Below are 20,624 nucleotides of genomic sequence, written 5' to 3' on the forward strand. Positions count from 1 at the left end.
CCCAGGTAGTCCTGCCGATATTGGAGAAACAATGATCCCGTTGTCGTTCGCGCAGCGCCGGCTGTGGTTCGTGGACCGGTTCGAAGGCCCCTCGCCGACCTACAACGGCGCTTTCGCCCTGCACCTGACCGGTGAGCTGAACGTGGACGCGCTCCAGGCGGCGCTCCACGACGTCATCGACCGCCATGAGGTCCTGCGCACGGTCATCGTCGAGGACGACGACGGCGTCCCGCACCAGCAGGTCCTGCCCCGCGGCCACCAGCCGTTCGACCTGCCGGTCATCGAGGTCACCCCACAGCAGCGGGCCCAGGCCATCGACGAGGTCGCCAAGCAGACCTTCGACCTGGCCGCCGACGTGCCCATCCGCGCCCGGCTGGTGCGGTGCGCCCAGCGCGAGCACACCCTGGTGCTCGTGGTCCACCACATCGCCCTGGACGGGGAATCCCTCGGACCGCTGCTGCGCGACCTCACAGCCGCCTACGCGGCCCGAAGGCAAGGCGGCGCCCCGCTGTGGGAGCCGCTGCCGGTCCAGTACGCCGACTACACGCTGTGGCAGCAGGACGTACTCGGTGACGAAGCCGACCCCGACAGCCTGGCCGCCAGGCAACTGGCCTACTGGCGAGGCGCCCTGGCCGACCTGGCGCAGCCACTGGCCCTGCCCACCGACCGCCCGCGCCCCAGAGTGATGAGCTCGCGCGGCGATCTCGTCCAGTTCCCCATCGACGCCGACCTGCTCGCAGCCGTGGAGAAACTGGCCGCGCAGCAGGACACCACCGTCTCGATGGTCATGCAGTCGGCGCTGGCGGTGCTCCTGCACCACCTCGGCTGCGGCGACGACGTGCCCCTCGGCGCGCCGATCGCCGGCCGCACCGACGAGGAACTGCGCGACCTCGTCGGGTTCTTCGTCAACACCTGGGTACTGCGCGTCGACCTCTCCGGCAACCCCACCTTCCTCCAGCTGCTGAAGCGGGTACGGGACCGGGCCCTGGCCGCGTACGACAACCAGGACATGCCCTTCGAACGCCTGGTGGAGCTCCTCAACCCGGACCGGTCCACCGCCTACCACCCCTTCTTCCAGGTGATGCTCGCCTGGCAGGAACCCCTGGGCGCCCTGGAATTCGCCGGCCTCACGGTCGAGTCCCAGACGCTGGAGACCGCGACCGCCAAGTTCGACCTGTTCTTCAACATGATCCCCAACGGCTCGGGCGGGGCGGGAGTCCGTCTGGAATACGCCACCGACCTCTTCGACAGGGACACCGCCCAGGCCCTCGCGGACCGGTTCGTACGCGTCCTTGGCCAGCTCACGGCCGACGCGCAGCGCAGCATCGGCGCCATCGACGTCCTCGACGCGGCCGAACGCGACCGTGTGCTCACCGCCTTCAACGAGCACACCGACGCTGCGGCGCCGTGCGAGCTGACCATCCCCGAACTGTTCGAAAACCAGGTGGCCAAGACACCCGACGCCCCGGCGATCGTGTGCGACGAACGGACCTTGACCTACCGGGAGCTCGACGAGAGGGCCAACAGCGTCGCCTGGGAACTGGCCCGCCGCGGCGCCGGACCCGAAGACCTGGTGGTGCTGGCACTGCCGCGCACCGAGGACCTGGTGGTCGGCCTGCTCGGGATCCTCAAGTCCGGCGCCGGCTACCTGCCGATGGACCCGCAGTACCTCGCCGGACGGGCACGGACCGTACTGTCCGAAGCACGCCCGCGTTTCGCGCTCACCGACACCGCGACCTGGCCCGACCTCCCGGCCGGCGACATGTCACACATCAACCTCGACCACCGCACGCAATGGCAGGCGCCCCCCGGGCCGCTGGACAACACCAGCCGCACCACCCCGCTGGGCCCGGACAACCTGGCCTACGTGATGTACACCTCCGGCTCCACGGGCACACCGAAGGGCGCCGCGATCACCCACCGCGGTGTCGTCAACGGCGTACGGGAACTGGCACGCGTCCTTGACCCGCAGCCCGGCTGGAAGATACTGGCCGCCACCTCGATCAACTTCGACGTCTCGGTGTTCGAGCTGCTGACCACCCTGTCCACCGGCGGCACGGCCGAGGTCGTGGCCAACGCGCTGACGCTCGCAGAACGCGACAGCTGGGACGGCCACGTCATCAGCGCCGTCCCCTCCGTCCTGGGCGAGCTGGCCGGGCACCTGGACAAGACCACCGACGTACGCACGGTCGTCTTCGCCGGCGACGTCCTGCCGGCCCGGCTGGTACGCCAGGTGCGCCAGGCCCTGCCCGACGCGCGGATCGTCAACTCCTACGGCCAGAGCGAGAGCTTCTACGCCACCACCTTCAGCCTCGCCGCGTCCCAGGAGTGCGCCCACAGCGACGTCGCGCCCATCGGAACCCCCCTGGGCAACATGCGCGCCTACGTGCTGGGCCCGGGACTCACCCCCGCCCCCCAAGGCGTGATCGGTGAACTGTACGTGGCCGGCACCTGCCTGGGCCGCGGCTACCACGGCCGCCCCGGCCTGACCGCCGAGCGCTACCTCGCCAGCCCGTTCGGCCCCGCGGGCGAGCGGATGTACCGCACGGGCGATCTGGCCCGCTGGAACGCGGCCGGCCAGCTGGAGTGCCTGGGCCGCGGCGACGGCCAGGTCAAGGTCCGCGGCTTCCGCATCGAGACGGCCGAGGTCGAAGCGGCGCTCACCCTGCACCCCGGGATCAGCCAGGCCGTGGTGATCAGCCGTGAGGTGCCCACGGGCGGGCGCCGGCTCGTCGCCTACGTGGTGCACACCGGCGAAGGAGGCGTCGGTGACGACGGCGCCGGCGGCATCGGCGATGTGGATGTGCAGTCCGGAGCCTCGGCCGCCGAGCTGCGCAAGTTCCTCGCCACACGGCTGCCCGACTACATGGTGCCCTCCGCCTTCGTGGCCGTCGGCCGGCTGCCGCTGGGACCGACCGGCAAGCTGGACCGCTCGGCACTGCCCGAACCGGAATTCCTGGGCGAGGCCTACCGGCAGCCCCGCACCGACGCCGAGAAAATCATCACCGCGGCGTACGCGGACGTCCTCGGCGTGGAGCGGGTCGGTATCGACGACGACTTCTTCGCGGTGGGCGGCGACAGCCTGCGCTCCATCCAGGTGGTGGCGCGGGCCCGGGCGCGGGGCCTGAACCTCAGCACGCGGGAGATCTTCGAGTGCCGCACGGCGGCCCGGCTGGCCGAGGTGGCCGCCAACCGGCGCCACGAGGTGCCCGCGCTGGCGGAGCTGGAGGGCGGCGGCGTCGGAGAGATGGCGCTGGCGCCGGTGGCACGGCACGTGTTCGCCCACGGCGGCGCGATGAACCGTTTCGCCATGTCGATGGTGCTGGAGCTGCCCGCCGGCATCGAGGAAAGCCAACTGGCCGCGACGCTGGACGCCGTACTGGACCGCCACGACCTCCTGCGCGCACAGCTGGTGGGCGGCGCGCAGCCCCGTCTCCTCGTGCGTCCGCCAGGCGCCGTGCGGGCGGCGGACCTGATCCACCGCGTCCCCGTCACCGGCCACTGGCAGGACCCCGCCGCACTGAAGGCGGCGAAGACGGAACTGGAAGCCTCCGCCGACCGGCTCGACCCGCGGGCCGGGACCGTCGCGGACTTCGTCTGGTTCGCCGCCGACTCCGGCGCCGGCAGGCTCCTCGTGGTGCTGCACCACCTGGTCGTCGACGGCGTGTCCTGGCGCATCCTCATGTCGGACCTCGCCGAGGCCTGGCAGCAAGTCCGCTGCGGCCAGACGCCCGAGCTGCCCGAGGTCGCCACCTCGGCCCGCCGCTGGGCGGCGGCGCTGGAGTCCGAGGCCCTCTCCCCCCAGCGGGAGGACGAACTGGACCACTGGCGCGACGTGCTCGAGTCGCCCAACCTCCCCCTGGGCGAGCGGGCGTTCGACCCGGCCGTGGACGTGATGTCCACCCTGGACACCGTGCGCGTGCAGCTGCCCGCCGACATCACCGAGGCCGTACTGACCACGCTTCCCGCCGCGTTCAAGGCCACCGGCACCGACGTCCTGCTCGCCGCGCTCGCCCTCGCCGTCAACCACTGGCGCGGGGACGACCGCTCGATGCTGGTCCGCCTGGAGGGCCACGGCCGCCAGGAGGACGCCGTCCCCGGCGCCGACCTCTCGCGCACCGTCGGATGGTTCACCAGCATGTACCCGGCCCGCATCGACGTGCGGGGCGTGGACCTGCCCGACGCGATGGCCGGCGGCCCCGCCGCCGCAAAGGCGGTCAAACTGGTCAAGGAGCAGCTGCGCGGCGTCCCGGACAAGGGCCTGGGCTACGGCCTCCTGCGCTGGCTGAACCCCGAGACCACGCCACAGCTCGAGCAGTACGCGGCGCCGCAGATCGGCTTCAACTACCTCGGCCGGATCTCCGGCACCGACGTGCCCGAACACCTGCGCGCCCAGGGATGGATACCGGCCGACTGGTCCTCCGAGCTGATCCCGATGCCCGACCCCGACCTGCCCGCGCTGTCCGCGCTGGAGGTCAACTCGGTCGTCACCGACACCGCCGACGGCACACAACTGCAGGCCGCCTTCATGTTCCCCACCGGCGTCCTGTCCCGCGAGCGGACGGCCGAACTGGCCGAGCTGTGGGTCAAGGTCCTGCACGGCATGGCCGCACACGCCGCCCGCCCCGGCACCGGCGGACTCACCCCCTCCGACACCCCCCTGGTCACAGTGGGGCAGGACGAGATCGACCAGTGGCAGGAACGCTACGGCCGCCTCGTCCAGATCTGGCCGCAAGGCCCGGGCCAGTCCGGCATCCAGTTCCAGGCCGCGCTCGCCGACGGCACCTTCGACGTCTACCACATGCAGTTCCTGCTGCACCTGACCGGACACGTGGACCCGGCCCGCATGCGAGCGGCAGGCCAAGCCCTCCTTCAGCGCTACCCCAACCTGCGCTCGGCGTTCCTCGCCGGAGCCGACGGCGAACCGGTCCAGGTCGTCGCGGAACACGTCGCCCTACCCTGGCGGCACCTGGACCTGACCCATCTCGCCGAGGCCGAACAGGACACGGCCATCGACCAGGCCCTGGCCGACGACCGGGCCGAGCAGCTCGACCCCTCCCGGCCGCCGCTGCTGCGCCTGGCCCTGCTCACCTGCGGGCCGCACAAGGCCAAACTCATCATCACCGCGCACCACACCCTCTTCGACGGCTGGTCCTCACCGCTGGTGATCAAGGACCTGGTCCGGCTGTACGCCGGGACCGAGGAACTCGCCCCGGTCCGCAGCTACGGCGACTACCTGGGCTGGCTGTCCCAGCAGGACCGGGACGCATCAGCCGCCCGCTGGAAGGAAGAACTCGACGGATTCGAGCAGCCGACCCTGCTGGCCGCCGACCTCCCCACCAAAGGCGAGGCGTCCCGCCTGGGCCGCGTCGAGGTTCCGCTGTCGATCGACCAGGGCCGCGAACTCGCCCGCCGCGCCGCCCAACTGGGCGTCACCCTCAACACGCTCCTGCAGGGCGCCTGGGCGGTCCTGCTCTCGAAACTGACCGGGCAGCACGACGTGGTGTTCGGCGCCGCCGTCAACGGCCGCCCCGCCGACCTGGCCGGATCCGACGAGATGGTCGGCCTGTTCATCAACACCCTGCCCACCCGCGTCCGCTGCCGCCCCCACCAGAGCGTGGGCGAGGTCATCACCGACCTGCAGGACCGGCAGATCTCCCTGCTCGACCACCACTACTACCCGCTGGCCGACATCCAGCGCGGCGTCGGCCTGCCCTCCCTCTTCGACACGATCGTCGTCTTCGAGAACTACCCGATCGACCGCGAGGGCATGGTCGAGGCGAACGACTCGGCGGGCTTCACCATCGACGCCATCCGGCCCTTCGCCGGCTCCCACTACCCCCTCACCCTCAACTCCTCCGACCCCTACCTGCGCCTCTCCCTCGACTACCAGACCAACCTCTACGAACGCGACACGGCCCAGGAGATCGCCGCCCGCCTCGTCCGGGTCCTGGAGCAGATCCTCAAGGACCCGCACACGCCCGTCGGCGCGCTTCAGGTGCTCTCGGAGCAGGAACGCGACCGGCTGGTCAGGGGGATCAATGAGACGGCCCATCCGGTGGCGGCGGGCACTTTGCCGGGCGCGTTCGAGGCTCAGGTGGAGCGCACCCCTGAACGGGTGGCGCTGATCGGCGAGCGGGAAAGGCTGACCTACGCCGAGTTCAACCGGCGCGCCAACCGGCTGGCGCACTGGCTGCTCGAGCAGGGCGCCGGACCCGAACGGCTCGTTGCCGTGAAGATCCCCCGCTCCGTCGACCTGATGGTGGCGATCTACGCGGTGGTCAAGGCCGGCGCGGCCTACCTGCCCCTGGACACCGAGCTGCCCGAGGACCGGATACGGCGCGTCCTGGACAGCGCCGAACCCCTGCTCGTCCTCGACGAGACGCTTCCCGACGTGTCCGGATACCCGGAGGCGAACCCGCAGCGGGCACTGTCGCCGGACCACGCCGCGTACGTCATCTACACCTCCGGCTCCACCGGGCGTCCCAAGGGGGTGCAGGTGGCGCACCGGTCGATCATGAACCGGCTCGCGTGGGGACTCGCGCACTTCGACGTCGGCGAGCAGGACCGGGTGCTGCTGAGCACGACGGCCAGCTTCGACGTGTCGGTGCCGGAGATCTTCGCGCCGCTCCAGGTTGGTGCCGCCGTCGTCATCGCACGCCCCGACGGGCGCCGCGACCCGGCCTACCTCGCCGAGTTGATCCGGCGCGAGCAGGTCACCGGCGCGGACTTCGTGCCCTCCCTGCTGGAGGTGTTCGTCAACGAGCCCGCGGCCAAGGCGTGCACGAGCCTGCGCTGGATCGAGGTCGCCGGTGAGGCGTTCTTGCCCGCCCTGGCCAACAAGGTCTGCGAGGTCCTGCCCGGCTGCGCGGTGCACAACCTCTACGGGCCCACCGAGGCCTCCGTCGAGGTCACCGCATGGCAGCACCTGCCCGGCGCCGACCGGGTACCGATCGGCGCACCGGTGTGGAACACCCAGGTCTACGTCCTGGACGCCGCCCTGCGCCCGGTCGCCCCGGGCGTCACCGGCGAGCTGTACCTGGCCGGCACCGGACTCGCCCGCGGCTACCTCGGCCAAAGCGATCTGACCGCCAGCCGGTTCGTCGCCTGCCCCTACGGCCGGCCCGGCACCCGCATGTACCGCACCGGCGACCTCGTACGCTGGAACCGGGACGGCCAGGTCGAATACATCGGCCGCTGCGACTTCCAGGTCAAACTCCGCGGCTTCCGCATCGAACTCGGCGACATCGAGCAGGCGATCGCCGCGCACGCGGACGTCGACAGTGCCGTGGCCCTGGTGCGGGAGGACCGCCCCGGTGACCAGCGGCTGGTCGCGTACGTGGTGCCGGCGGGCGGCAAGGCCCCGGCCCAGCTGAACCTCACCGCCCTGACGGACCTGGCCCGCGAGAGCCTGCCGCAGTACATGGTTCCCTCGGCGATCGTGCCGCTCGCCGAGCTCCCCTCGACGCCGAGCGGGAAGCTCGACCGCAAGGCGCTTCCCGCCCCGGACCTCCCCACCGAGGCCGTGACCGGACGAGGACCGCGCAACCACAACGAGGAAGTCCTCTGCCGGCTGTTCACCGAACTGCTGGGCGCGCAGGAGATCGGCATCGACGCCGACTTCTTCGACCACGGCGGGCATTCGCTGCTGGCCACCCGACTCATCGGCCGCATACGCAACGAGCTCAACGTCGACGTGAAAGTCACGACGGTATTCCGCAGCCCGACCGTCGCCAAACTGGCCGCCCAGATCGAGGAACTGGCCACGTCGAACCGCCCCCAGCTGCGCCCCCAGCTGCGCCCCCAGCTGGGCCAGATGACCGTTCAGGAGAAGCGTCGATGATCCCGTTGTCCTTCGCCCAGCGCAGGATGTGGTTCCTCCACCGTCTGGAAGGCCCGTCCTCGACCTACAACATCCCCTTCGTGCTGCGCCTGGACGGGTCGCTGGACACCGCGGCGCTGGCCGCGGCGGTCACCGATGTCGCACACCGGCACGACAGCCTGCGCACCCTGGTCGTGGAGAACGCGGACGGCACGCCGGAACAACGGGTCCTGTCCCCGCATGAGGCGGCCCCGCAGTTCCAGGTCATCGACGTCGCCGCCGACGCGCTCGACGCCACCTTGCACCAGACCCTGTCCCAAGGTTTCGACCTGGAGGCGGAACTGCCCCTGCGGACCACCGTGTTGCGCCTTGCCCCGCAGGAACACGTCGTGGCGTTCGTGTTCCACCACATCGCCGCCGACGGCTCCTCCATGGCGCCGTTCCTGCGGGACCTGGTCTCGGCGTACTCGGCCCGCCACAGCGCAAGCGCACCGCAGTGGACGCCGCTGCCGGTCCAGTACAAGGACTACACGCTGTGGCAGCGGCAACTGCTGGGCGAGGACGGCGATCGCGAGAGCGTCGCCGCGCCACAACTGGCCTACTGGCGCCGCGAACTGGACGAGGTGCCGCAGCCGGTGCAGCTGCCGCTGGACCGGCCCCGGCCGGCGGTGGTCAGCCACCGCGGCGGCCACGTCGAATTCCTCCTTCAGTCCGACCTGGTCTCCGCACTCGGCAAGCTGGCCGCCGACCGCGGCGCCACGGCACCGATGGTGGCCCAGGCCGCACTGGCCGTGCTGCTGAACAAGCTCGGCGCCGGCGAGGACGTCACGATCGGCAGCCCGATCGAGGGCCGCACCGACGAGGCCCTGGCCGACCTGATCGGCTTCTTCGTCAACACCTGGGTACTGCGCGCCGACCTGTCGAAGAACCCGTCGTTCAGCGATGTGCTGGAGCAGGTACGGGACAAGGCCCTGGCCGCGTACGACAACCAGGACGTTCCCTTCGAGCGGCTGGTGGAACTGCTCAACCTGGAGCGTTCCACCTCCTACCCGCCACTGTTCCAGGTGATGCTGGCCTGGCAGTTCGTGTGGCCCGAGATCGAGATGCCGGGGCTGCGGGTCACCCCCATCCCGGCCGGCACCGACACCGCCAAGTTCGACCTCTTCTTCAACATCGTCCCGGACGCCCACGGGCGCGCGCACGGGCGGCTGGAGTACTCGGCGGCGGTGTTCGACCACAGCACGGCCGTCGCCATCGTCGACCGGCTCGTACGCATCCTGCACCAGGTGACCGCCGACCCGGCCCTGCGCCTGGGGGACGTCGACGTACTACAGCCGGCCGAACGCGACCGGCTGCTCCTGGAGTGCAACGACACCGCCCATCCGGTGGCGGCGGGCACGTTGCCGGGCGCGTTCGAGGCTCAGGTGGAGCGCACCCCTGAACGGGTGGCGCTGATCGGCGAGCGGGAAAGGCTGACCTACGCCGAGTTCAACCGGCGGGCGAACCGGCTGGCGCACTGGCTGCTCGAGCAGGGCGCCGGACCCGAGCGGCTCGTTGCCGTGAAGATCCCGCGCTCCGTCGACCTGATGGTGGCGATCTACGCGGTGGTCAAGGCCGGCGCGGCCTACCTGCCCCTGGACACCGAGCTGCCCGAGGACCGGATACGGCGCGTCCTGGACAGCGCCGAACCCCTGCTCGTCCTCGACGAGACGCTTCCCGACGTGTCCGGGTACCCGGAGGCGAACCCGCAGCGGGCGCTGTCGCCGGACCACGCCGCGTACGTCATCTACACCTCCGGCTCCACCGGGCGTCCCAAGGGTGTGCAGGTGGCGCACCGGTCGATCATGAACCGGCTCGCGTGGGGACTCGCGCACTTCGACGTCGGCGAGCAGGACCGGGTGCTGCTGAGTACGACGGCCAGCTTCGACGTGTCGGTGCCGGAGATCTTCGCGCCGCTCCAGGTTGGTGCCGCCGTCGTCATCGCACGCCCCGACGGGCGCCGCGACCCGGCCTACCTCGCCGAGTTGATCCGGCGCGAGCAGGTCACCGGCGCGGACTTCGTGCCCTCCCTGCTGGAGGTGTTCGTCAACGAGAGCGCGGCCAAGGCGTGCACGAGCCTGCGCTGGATCGAGGTCGCCGGTGAGGCGTTCTTGCCCGCCCTGGCCAACAAGGTCTGCGAGGTCCTGCCCGGCTGCGCGGTGCACAACCTCTACGGGCCCACCGAGGCCTCCGTCGAGGTCACCGCATGGCAGCACCTGCCCGGCGCCGACCGGGTACCGATCGGCGCACCGGTGTGGAACACCCAGGTCTACGTCCTCGATGCCGCCCTGCGCCCGGTCGCCCCGGGCGTCACCGGCGAGCTGTACCTGGCCGGCACCGGACTCGCCCGCGGCTACCTCGGCCAGACGGACCTGACCGCCAGCCGGTTCGTCGCCTGCCCCTACGGCCGGCCCGGCACCCGCATGTACCGCACCGGCGACCTCGTACGCTGGAACCGGGACGGCCAGGTCGAATACATCGGCCGCTGCGACTTCCAGGTCAAACTCCGCGGCTTCCGCATCGAACTCGGCGACATCGAACAAGCACTGACCGCACACCCCGGTGTGGCACAGGCCACCGTCGTCGTACGTGAAGACCACACGGGCGACAAACGCCTCGTCGGCTACGTGGTGCCCGAGCCCGACGCCGCCGTAGCGGACGCAGACGACCAACAGGACGACTGGCGCCAGCTCTACGACGACAGCTACCGCGCCTCCCAGGACGAGGCCTGGGGCGAGGACTTCCAGATGTGGACCTCCTCGTACGACGGCGAGCCGATCGCGCGCGAGCAGATGCGGGAGTGGCGGGACGCGGCGGTGGCACAGGTGCTGCGGTTCGCGCCGCGCCGGGTGCTGGACATCGGTGTGGGCTCCGGCCTGCTGATGGCGAAGATCATCGGAGAGGTCGAGGAGTACTGGGGCACCGACATCTCCGCCCCCGTGGTGGAACGGATCCGGGCACAGGCCGAGCAGGCCGGTTACGGGCAGCGGGTCCACCTGAGCGCCCGCACGGCCGATGACCTGTCCGACCTGCCACGCGGCCGGTTCGACACCATCGTGCTGAACTCGGTGGCGCAGTACTTCCCCAGCGCCGAATACCTCGACCAGGTGCTGCGCCAGGCCATGGAACTCCTCGCGCCGGGCGGCCGCGTCATCGTCGGTGACGTCCGCAACGCCGCAACCTTGCGCGTTCTGCTGACCGCGGTGCAGCGTGCGGCACGCCCGCACGCCTCGCACGAGGAACTGCGCACGCTGGTGGAGAAGGAACTGCTCGCCGAGCGGGAGCTGGTCCTGGCCCCGGAGTGGTTCACCCAGTGGGCACGCGAGCGATCCGTCGCCGCCGACATCCGCCTCAAGCAAGGCCAGGCACACAACGAACTGACCCGGCACCGCTACGAGGTCATCCTGCACAAGGCGCCCGCCGAGGTGACCGACCTGAGCGAGGTGCCCTCGGTGCCGTGGGGCGGACAACTCTCCGCCCTGGCCGACCTGGCCGCCCTTGAAGACCGGGTGGGAGCCGGACCGGTGCGGGTGGCCGGCATACCCAACGCGCGGCTGGCCGAGGAGGCCGCCGTGGCCGTCGCGGCAGGTCTCCTCGACCCGGCGTCCCTGCCCGGCACACCACTGGATCCGCACGACCTGCTCCGGTGGGCCCGTGAGCACGGACGCGACGCCGTCCTGACCTGGTCGGGCGAGGACACGCGCTGCTTCGACGCCGTGCTGCTGCCCCAGCAGCCGGCCGGAGCGCGGGGCGTCACGGGCGCGTTCGTTCCCGCCCCGGCCGGCCGGCGGATCCTGGCGAACGCCCCCGCCCTGGCCAAGTCGATCGGTCCGCTGCTCGCCGAGCTGCCCGACTACCTGCGCGGCTGTCTTCCCCCCTACATGGTGCCCGCCGCGGTCGTGCCGCTCTCGGAGATACCGCTGACCCCCAGCGGGAAACTGAACCGGCGCGTGCTGCCGCCACCGGACTACGCACAGACCTCCACCGGCCGGGCACCGCGCAACCAGCTCGAGGAGACCTTCTGCGCGCTGTTCGCCGAAGTCCTCGGCCTGCAGACGGTCGGCATCGACGACGACTTCTTCACCACCGGCGGAGACAGCATCCGCTCCATCCAGATCGTCGCCCGGGCCAGAGCACGCGGCGTCACGATCAGCACCCGGGAGATCTTCGAGCACCGCACGGTCGCGCGGCTCGCGGAACTGGTCGAAGGACGCCAAGAGGAACGCGTGACGCTGGCCGAGCTGCCCGGCGGCGGCGTCGGCTGGGCCCCGCTGACCCCGATGGCGGCGCACGTCCTCGCACTGGGCGCAGGCATCGGCCGGTTCTCCATGTCCGGGATGCTGACCCTGCCCCAGGACATCGACCGTGCCGGGCTGCTCGCCACGCTGCGAACCGTCCTGGACCGCCACGACGTACTGCGCTCCAGCCTCGACCGCACCCAGCCGGGCCTGCGGATCGAGCCGCCCGGCAGCGTGGACCCCGCCGCACTGCTGCGCGAGGTCCCCTACGCCGACGCCGACGTGCACGCCGAACTCGACGCGGCCGCGGGCCGGCTGGACCCCGACGCGGGTGTCATGGCGCAGTTCGTGTGGTTCACCTCCGACACCGGCGCCGGCCGGCTGCTGATCGTGCTGCACCACCTGGTCGTCGACGGGGTGTCGTGGCGGATCCTGCTGCCGGACCTGGTCTCGGCCTGGCAGCAGGTCCGCGACAACCGCACCGCGCAGCCCGCCCGGGCGGGCACCTCGCTGCGCCGGTGGGCGCATGCCCTGGCCGAGGAGGCGGCCAGCCCACAGCGGGTGGCACAGCTGCCGGTGTGGCAGCAGATCCTGCGCGCGGACGAACCCGTGCTGGGAGCACGCCCACTGGACCCGGCGCGTGATGTCTCCTCCACCGTGGACACGGTCCGCGTCCAGGTCCCGGCCCAGGTCACGCACACCCTGCTGACCACCGTGCCCGCCGTGTTCCGCGGCCGGCCCGACGACGGGCTGCTGGCCGGCCTCGCGCTGGCCCTGGCCCGCTGGCGCCAGATACGCGGCACATCCGGGACCTCGGCACTGGTACGGATGGAAGGACACGGCCGCGAAGAGCACCTGGTACCCGGCGCGGACCTCTCCAGCACCATCGGATGGTTCACCTCCCTGTTCCCGGTGCGCCTGGACCTGGCCGACCTCGACATCGCCGACGCGTTCGCCGCCGGCCCCACCGCCGGCGACGCGATCAAGACCGTCAAGGAACAGCTGCGAGCGGTCCCCGACAACGGCATCGGCTACGGCCTGCTGCGCCACCTCAACCCCGACACCGCCGCCGCGCTGGCCACCGCACCCGAGCCGCAGATCGGGTTCAACTACCTCGGCCGGACCTCCAGCGCGGACATCCCCGAAGAACTGCGCGGCCTGGGCTGGACACCGGACACCACCCACCAGGACCTCATCGCCGCTCCCAACGCGGACATGCCGGTGCTCTCCGCGCTGGAGATCAACGCGGTGGCGGGCGCCACCGAGGACGGCGACCAGCTGACCGCCTACTTCGCCTTCCCCACCGGTGTCCTCTCCCGCCAGGAGGTCACCGAACTGGCCGCCCTGTGGGTCCAGGCACTGACCGCCCTGGCCCAGCACGCCACCACACCCGACGCCGGCGGACTGACCCCCACCGACGCACCCCTGGTCGCCGTGAGCCAGCAGGAGATCGACACCTGGGAAACCCGGTTCGGCAAGCTCACCGAGATCTGGCCGACGACCCCGGCGCAGTCCGGGATCCTCTTCCACACCATGCTCGCCGAATCCTCCTTCGACGCCTACCACATGCAGCTGGTGTTCCACCTCTCCGGAGACGTCGACCCCGAACGGATGCGCCGGGCCGGGCAGGCCCTGCTGGAGCGCTACACCAACCTCCGCGCGGCGTTCGTCAACCGGGCCGACGGCGAGATCGTCCAAGCGGTCCCCGCGCGCGGGGTGACCCTGCCCTGGCAGCACCTCGACCTGACGGCGGCCGGCGAAAGCGAGCGAACCGAAACCTTCGAGGCCTTCCTCACCCAGGACCGGGCCGCCCACTTCGACACCAGCACCCCACCACTGATGCGACTGGCCCTCGCCGTCCTGGAACCCGGCCGGGCCGAACTCGTCGTCACCGCCCACCACGTGCTGTTCGACGGCTGGTCCATGCCCTTGCTGATGCGCGACCTGCTGCTGCTCTACGCATCCCACGGCGACGCGGCCGCTGTGCCCGCAACCCGCAGCTACGGCGACTTCCTGGCCTGGCGCGCCCGCCAGGACAGGGACGAAGCGGCACGGGCATGGGCGGCCGAACTCGACGGCATCCAGGAGCCGACCCTGCTGGCCCCCGGCGCCCAGGGCGCCGGCGACGACGGCCTCCACCAGGTCGAATTCACCCTCCCCGAAGGCCTGTCGGACCAACTGGGCCGGCGCGCCGCCGAACTGGGCGTCACCATCAACACCATGGTCCAGGGCGCCTGGGCACTGCTCCTCGGCCAGCTCACCGGCCGCCAGGACCTCCTCTTCGGCGCCACCGTCTCCGGACGCCCGCCCGCGGTGAGCGGCGTCGAGACGATGGTCGGGATGTTCATCAACACCCTGCCCGTCCGCGTCCAGTACACCCCCGGCGACACCCTCGCCGAGGTCCTTAACCGCCTCCAGAGCCGCCAGGCCCGCCTCCTGGACCACCACCACTACGGCCTCACCGAGATCCAGCAGGCCACCGGCCTGCCCTCCCTCTTCGACACCCTGGTCGTCTTCGAGTCCTACCCCGTCGACCAGGAGGGCCTGTCCGCCGCCACCGCGGCCGCCGACGGGATCGCCTTCACCGGCCTGCGCCCCACCAACGGCACCCACTACCCGCTGGCCCTGATGGCAGCCGCCGACCCGCACCTCCAGTTCATCCTCCAATACGCGCCCGGCGTCTTCGACCGCGACACGGTGCAGGCGCACGCGGCCCGCCTCGTACGCGTCCTCGGGCAACTGGCGGCCACCCCCGAGCTGAAGGTCGCACAGCTCGACACCCTGGAGCCGGCCGAACGCGAGCGACTCCTCGTCGAGTTCAACGACACCCACGCCCCCACCCCCGACATCACGATCACCGGCCTCCTCGAGGCGCAGGCGGCACGGACCCCCGATGAGGTCGCCGTGATCGCCGAGGGCCACTGCCTCACCTACCGCGAGGTCCACACCCGGGCCGATCGCCTGGCAGCCGAACTCGCCGGCCGCGGCGTGGGCCCGGAGTCGGTGGTCGCGGTGTCGCTGCCACGCTCGGCGGACCTGGTCGTCGCCCTCCTCGCGGTCCTCAAGGCCGGCGGCGCCTACCTGCCCATCGACCCCAAGTACCCCAGCCACCGCCTGAAGACCATCCTCGAAGAAGCCCGCCCGCACCTGGTCCTGACCGACTCCGCGACCGCCCCCGCGCTGCCCGAACACCAGGCCCCCGACGTCTTCCTCGACACGCTCGACCTGCCCGCACACCACACCGGCCCCCAACCGCCGCTCCACCCGCAGCAACTGGCGTACGTCATGTACACCTCCGGCTCCACGGGCCGGCCCAAGGGCGTCGCCATCACCCACGGATGCGTGGTCAACGGCGTGCTGCGGCTCGCCACCCAGGCCGGCATGGCACCGGGCAAGCGGCTCCTGGCGGGCACCTCGATCAACTTCGACGTGTCGGTGTTCGAGATCTTCACGACCCTCGCCACCGGCGGCGTCCTCGAACTGGTCCGCGACGTCCTGGTCCTGGGCGAGCGGGAAGCCTGGAGCGGCAGCGTCATCTCCACCGTCCCCTCCGCCTTCGCCGAACTCGTCGACCACATCCGCGACCGCACCAGCGTGGAGACACTCGTCTTCGCCGGCGAAGCCCTGCCCTCCTCCCTCATCGACACGGCGCACGCCGCCTTCCCCGGTGTACGGATCATCAACGCCTACGGGCAGAGCGAGTCGTTCTACGCCACCACCTTCACCGTCCCCGACACGACCCAGGACCAGGCGGGCAGCGCACCGCTCGGCACCCCGCTCGGCAACATGCGGGCCTACGTCCTTGGCCCCGCCCTGACCCCCCTCCCGCCGGGCGCGGTCGGCGAACTGTACGTCGGCGGAAACGTGGGCCGCGGATACCACGGCCGCGCCGCCCTGAGCGCCGAACGCTTCGTCGCCGACCCCTTCGGCCCGCCCGGCGCACGCATGTACCGCACCGGCGACCTGGCCCGCTTCAGCGCCGAGGGCCGGCTGGAGTACGTGGGCCGCCTGGACGCACAGGTCAAGGTGCGCGGCTTCCGCGTCGAGCCCGGCGAGGTCGAGGCCACACTCACCGCGCACCCCGACGTCGCCCAGGCCGCCGTCATCGCCCGCAAGGCAGCGGGCAGCGGCCAGCAGCTCGTCGCCTACCTGGTGCCCCGCGGCCAAAGCGACGCCGAGAACATCCGCCGGTTTGCCGCCGAGCGGCTGCCCGAATACATGCTGCCCTCCGCCTTCGTGCTCCTGGACCGGCTGCCGCTGATGCCCAACGGCAAGCTGGACCGGGCCGCGCTGCCCGAGCCCCAGTACACCGGCGCCGCCTACCGCGCGCCGCGCACCGCCCGCGAGGAGACCTTGGCCAAGCTGTTCGCCGAGGTCCTCGGCCTGGAACGAGTCGGCATCGACGACGGCTTCTTCGCGCTCGGCGGGCACTCCCTGCTCGCCACCCGGCTGATCAGCCGCGCCCGCGCAGAGATCGGCAAAGAGATACCCCTGCGCAAGATCTTCGACCTGCCGACGGTGGCCGAGCTCGCACCGTGGCTCGAGGAATCGGCCGTCGCCCGCCGCCCCAGCTTGCGCCAGATGTTCGTATGAGGAGTGAAGTGATGATTCCGCTGTCATTTGTGCAACGCCGTACCTGGTTCCTGCACCAACTGGAGGGCGCGGAGACCTGGAACATGTCGGCGGCGTTCCGGCTGACCGGCCCCCTGGACCAGGCCGCCCTCGCCGCGGCGATCAGCGACGTCGTCGAACGGCACGAGATCCTGCGCACCACGTACATGACGGACGACGACGGTGAGCCCCACCAGCGGATCCTGCCGATGGCGCAGGCATCGGCGCAGGTACGGCTGCCGGTGCTCGACGTAGCGCCCGACGACGTCCCCGCCGCGATCGACGAGGCCGTCGCGCACTGGTTCGACCTGGCGGCCGAAATCCCGCTGCGGGCACGCCTGCTGCGCTGCTCACCCCAGGAACACGTCCTGGTCCTGGTCATCCACCACATCGCCTCCGACGGCAGCTCGGGCGCACCGCTGGCACGCGACCTGGCCGCCGCCTACACCGCCCGCCAGGGCGGCCGGGCCCCGCAGTGGCAGCCCCTGCCCGTCCAGTACAAGGACTACACGATGTGGCAGCGCGAGGTCCTCGGCGACCTGGCGGACCCCGGCAGTCTCGGCGCCGCCCAGATCGAGTACTGGCGCACCGAACTGGCCGGGGTGCCGCAGCCGCTGAACCTGCCGCTGGACCGCCCGCGCTCCGCGGAAGCCAGCACCGACGGCGACACGGTCGGCTTCACGGTCGACGCCCACGTCATGGCCGCCCTGCAAAAGCTCGCCGACGAACGCGGCATGACCATGTCGATGGTCATGCAAGCCGCGCTGGGCGTACTGCTGTGCAAGCTCGGCGGCGGGCCCGACATACCCATCGGCACCCCGATCGCCGGACGGACCGACGAAGCACTGTCCGACCTGATCGGCTGCTTCGTCAACAACCTGGTCCTGCGCATGGACCTCTCCGCCGACCCCTCCTTCACCGACCTGCTCGCACAGGTCCGCGGCAAGGCGCTGGCGGCCTACGAGCACCAGGACGTGCCGTTCGAGGTACTGGTCGAACAGCTCAACCCCGACCGCTCCGCGGCGTACCGGCCCTACTTCCAGGTGATGTGCGGCTGGCAGAACACCGAGAAGTGGGCCCTGGAACTCGCCGGCCTCGACGTGGACTACCAGCAGGCCCTCCTGTCGACCACCCAGGTCGACGTGTTCTTCAGCATGACCACCGACGACTCGGGGGCGCTGCGCGGCGACATCCAGTACGCCACCCAGCTCTTCGACCGGGACACGGTCGAGGCCATGGCCGCCCGCTTCGCCCGTGTCCTGGAGCAGGTCGCCGCCGATCCCGGCGTGTGCGTCGGCGACGTCGACGTGCTGATCGCGGGGGAGCGGCAGTGGCTGCTGGAGGAGGTGAACGACACCGCGGAGCCGACCCTGGAGCTGATCGAGGCGGTGCGCCGGCAGGTACAGGCCACACCGCAGGCACTGGCCATCATCGGCGAGGAGGAGTCGCTCACCTACCGGGAGCTGGAGGTGCGGTCCAACCGGCTCGCGCACTGGCTGGTCGAGCGCGGTGTGCGAGCCGATGCGCTGGTCGCCGTGTGCCTGCCCCGCACGGTGAACCTGATGGTGGCACTGCTGGCGGTCCTGAAGGCCGGCGGAGCCTACGTTCCCCTCGACCCGGACCACCCGCGCTCCCGCATCGACTTCGTCCTCCAGCAGGCGGATCCGGTGCTGGTCCTCGACGCCGACGCCCTGGCCGGCGCTAACTGCTCGCACTACCCGGACACCGCACCCCAGGTGGCCGTCCGGCCGCAGAACACCCAGTACGTGATCTACACCTCCGGATCGACCGGCACCCCCAAGGGCGTGACGATCCCGCGCGGCGCGGTGGCGAACTTCCTGGCCACCACCAAGCGGCGGTTCCCGCTGGCCCCGGGGGAGCGGATGCTGTTCAGCACGACGGTGTCCTTCGACATGGCGAACACCGAGCTGTACCTCCCCTTCATCTGCGGCGCGACCATGGTCATGGCGAAGAAGGACACCGTCACCGACCCCTCCGCCGTGGTGGCGCTGATCCGCCGCCACGAGGTCACCGCGGTCCAGGCCACCCCCGGCTTCTGGCAGATGCTGCTGACGCACGAGCCGAACGCCGCGAAGGACCTGCGGATCATCACCGGCGCGGAGGCCGTGCCGGCACGGCTGGCCGAGACGCTGGCGCAGCAGGCCGCCGAAGTCGGCAACTGGTACGGCCCCACCGAGACGACGACCTGGTCGACCATGGCGCCCGTCAAGGCCGGGGCCGGTGTCGCGATCGGCTCGCCCGTCGGCAACACCCAGGTGTACGTGCTCGACTCGCGGATGTGCCCGGTTGCGCGCGGGGTGCAGGGCGAGCTGTACATCGCCGGCGCCGGCGTGGCCCGCGGCTACCAGGGCCGGCCGGACCTGACCGCGGAACGGTTCGTGGCCTGCCCCTACGGCCCCGCCGGCGCCCGCATGTACCGCACCGGCGACCTGGTGCGGTGGGACCGCGACGGTCAGCTGGAGTACATCGCACGCAGCGACTTCCAGGTCAAGGTCCGCGGTTTCCGCATCGAACTGGGCGAGATCGAGCACGTGCTGGCCGCGCATCCCGCAGTGGCGCAGGCGGCGGTCGTGGTCCGCGAGAACCAGCAGGGCGACAAGCGCATCGTGGGCTACGTGGTGCCCGAGCCCCAGCCCGAGCCCCAGCCCGACGCCGACGCCGCGGCGGCCGACGACGGCGGCCAGGCGGACCACGCGCGCCAGAGCCACGACCAGGACGCGAACGCACCGCTGCTCGCCGAGCTGTCCCAGTACCTGCGCGGGCGCCTCCCGGAGTACATGGTGCCGTCCGCCGTGATCACGCTGACGCACATTCCGCTGACCCCCAACGGGAAGCTCGACCGCCAGGCACTGCCGTCGCAGCACCCGCACACCCAGGCCGGCAAGGAGCCGCGCAACTCCCACGAAGAGAAGCTGTGCGCCATCTTCGGCGAACTGCTCGACAAGGAGAAGGTCGCCACCGACGACGACTTCTTCGCACTCGGCGGACACTCGCTCCTGGCCACCCGGCTCAGCGTCCGCATCCGCAACCAGTTCGGCGTCGACCTGCCCCTGCGCACCATCATCAAGTTCCCCACCGTGGCCGAGCTGGCCGCGCTGCTGCTCACCGGCGCCATCCCCGAGGAGGTCGCCGACCCGTACGGGGTCGTGCTCCCGGTCAACACCGACCCCGGCACGGGCAAGCCGCCGGTGTGGTTCTTCCACGGCGGAGGCGGCCTGGGCTGGGCCTACTTCAGCTTCGCGACGCACCTGCCGGACCGGCCGGCCTACGCCCTGCAGGCCCGCGGCTCCAACGGCACCGACCCGCTGGCCGGATCGGTGGAGGAGATGGTCGAGGACTACGTCACCCAGATCCTCCAGGTCCAGCCGGAAGGGCCCTACCACCTCATCGGCTGGTCCTACGGCGGCACGGTCGGGCACGCCGTCGCCGACGCCCTCGACCGGCGCGGACACGAGGTCGCCATGATGGCCATCCTCGACTCCCACCCGGGCGGCCACGGATTTTCCGAGATACACGCCGGGAAAACCCTCGCGGACTACCGCGCAGAACTCGAGGAATACTTCGGCAAGTACATCAACACCGACAACCAGGACCAGTTCCTGGACAACATGTCGAAGGTCCTGGCCAACGACATGTCCCTCATGATGAAGTTCGAATCGCCCGTCTACCGCGGCGATGTGCTGTTCTTCAGCGCGACACTCAAGGACGAGCTGTATGACCACCTGTGGCGGCCGTACATCCTCGGCGACATCGAGGTCCACGACGTGTGCGCCACGCACCACGAGATGAACCTGCCCGCACCCGTGGCCGAAGTCTTCGAGGTCATCAACCGCAAGCTGGCCCCATGACCGGACAGCGATTTCCCGAAACCGGTTCAACAAACCACCGAATGG

General features: G+C 71.1%; 3 protein-coding genes. All 3 read left to right on the top strand.

Translation table 11 applies throughout. The features are described 5' to 3' along the window. The first annotated feature begins 31 nt into the window (after window positions 1-31). From ACZ4TV_RS26910 to ACZ4TV_RS26920, 3 genes are read left to right on the top strand one after another with little or no spacing between them, the layout of a single operon-like run. A complete protein-coding gene (locus ACZ4TV_RS26910; protein WP_468137540.1) occupies window positions 32-7,843 on the top strand; it encodes an amino acid adenylation domain-containing protein in 7,812 nt (2,603 codons plus the stop codon). Next, complete coding sequence (locus ACZ4TV_RS26915) at window positions 7,840-16,692, top strand: non-ribosomal peptide synthetase (protein WP_468137541.1); 8,853 nt, start codon at window positions 7,840-7,842, stop codon at window positions 16,690-16,692. The genes ACZ4TV_RS26910 and ACZ4TV_RS26915 overlap by 4 nt, the downstream gene beginning before the upstream one ends. 11 nt (window positions 16,693-16,703) lie before the next feature. Continuing rightward, window positions 16,704-20,579 (top strand): non-ribosomal peptide synthetase, encoded by a 3,876-nt coding sequence (locus ACZ4TV_RS26920; RefSeq protein ID WP_468137543.1) that lies wholly within the window; start codon window positions 16,704-16,706, stop codon window positions 20,577-20,579. Window positions 20,580-20,624: the final 45 nt, after the last annotated feature.

The sequence above is a fragment of the Streptomyces sp. NPDC028910 genome, assembly GCF_055564955.1.

Coding starts and splice junctions, on each gene's coding strand:
- ACZ4TV_RS26910 (WP_468137540.1), top strand. CDS start 32: ATGATCCCGTTGTCGTTCGCGCAGCGCCGGCTGTGGTTCGTGGACCGG.
- ACZ4TV_RS26915 (WP_468137541.1), top strand. CDS start 7,840: ATGATCCCGTTGTCCTTCGCCCAGCGCAGGATGTGGTTCCTCCACCGT.
- ACZ4TV_RS26920 (WP_468137543.1), top strand. CDS start 16,704: ATGATTCCGCTGTCATTTGTGCAACGCCGTACCTGGTTCCTGCACCAA.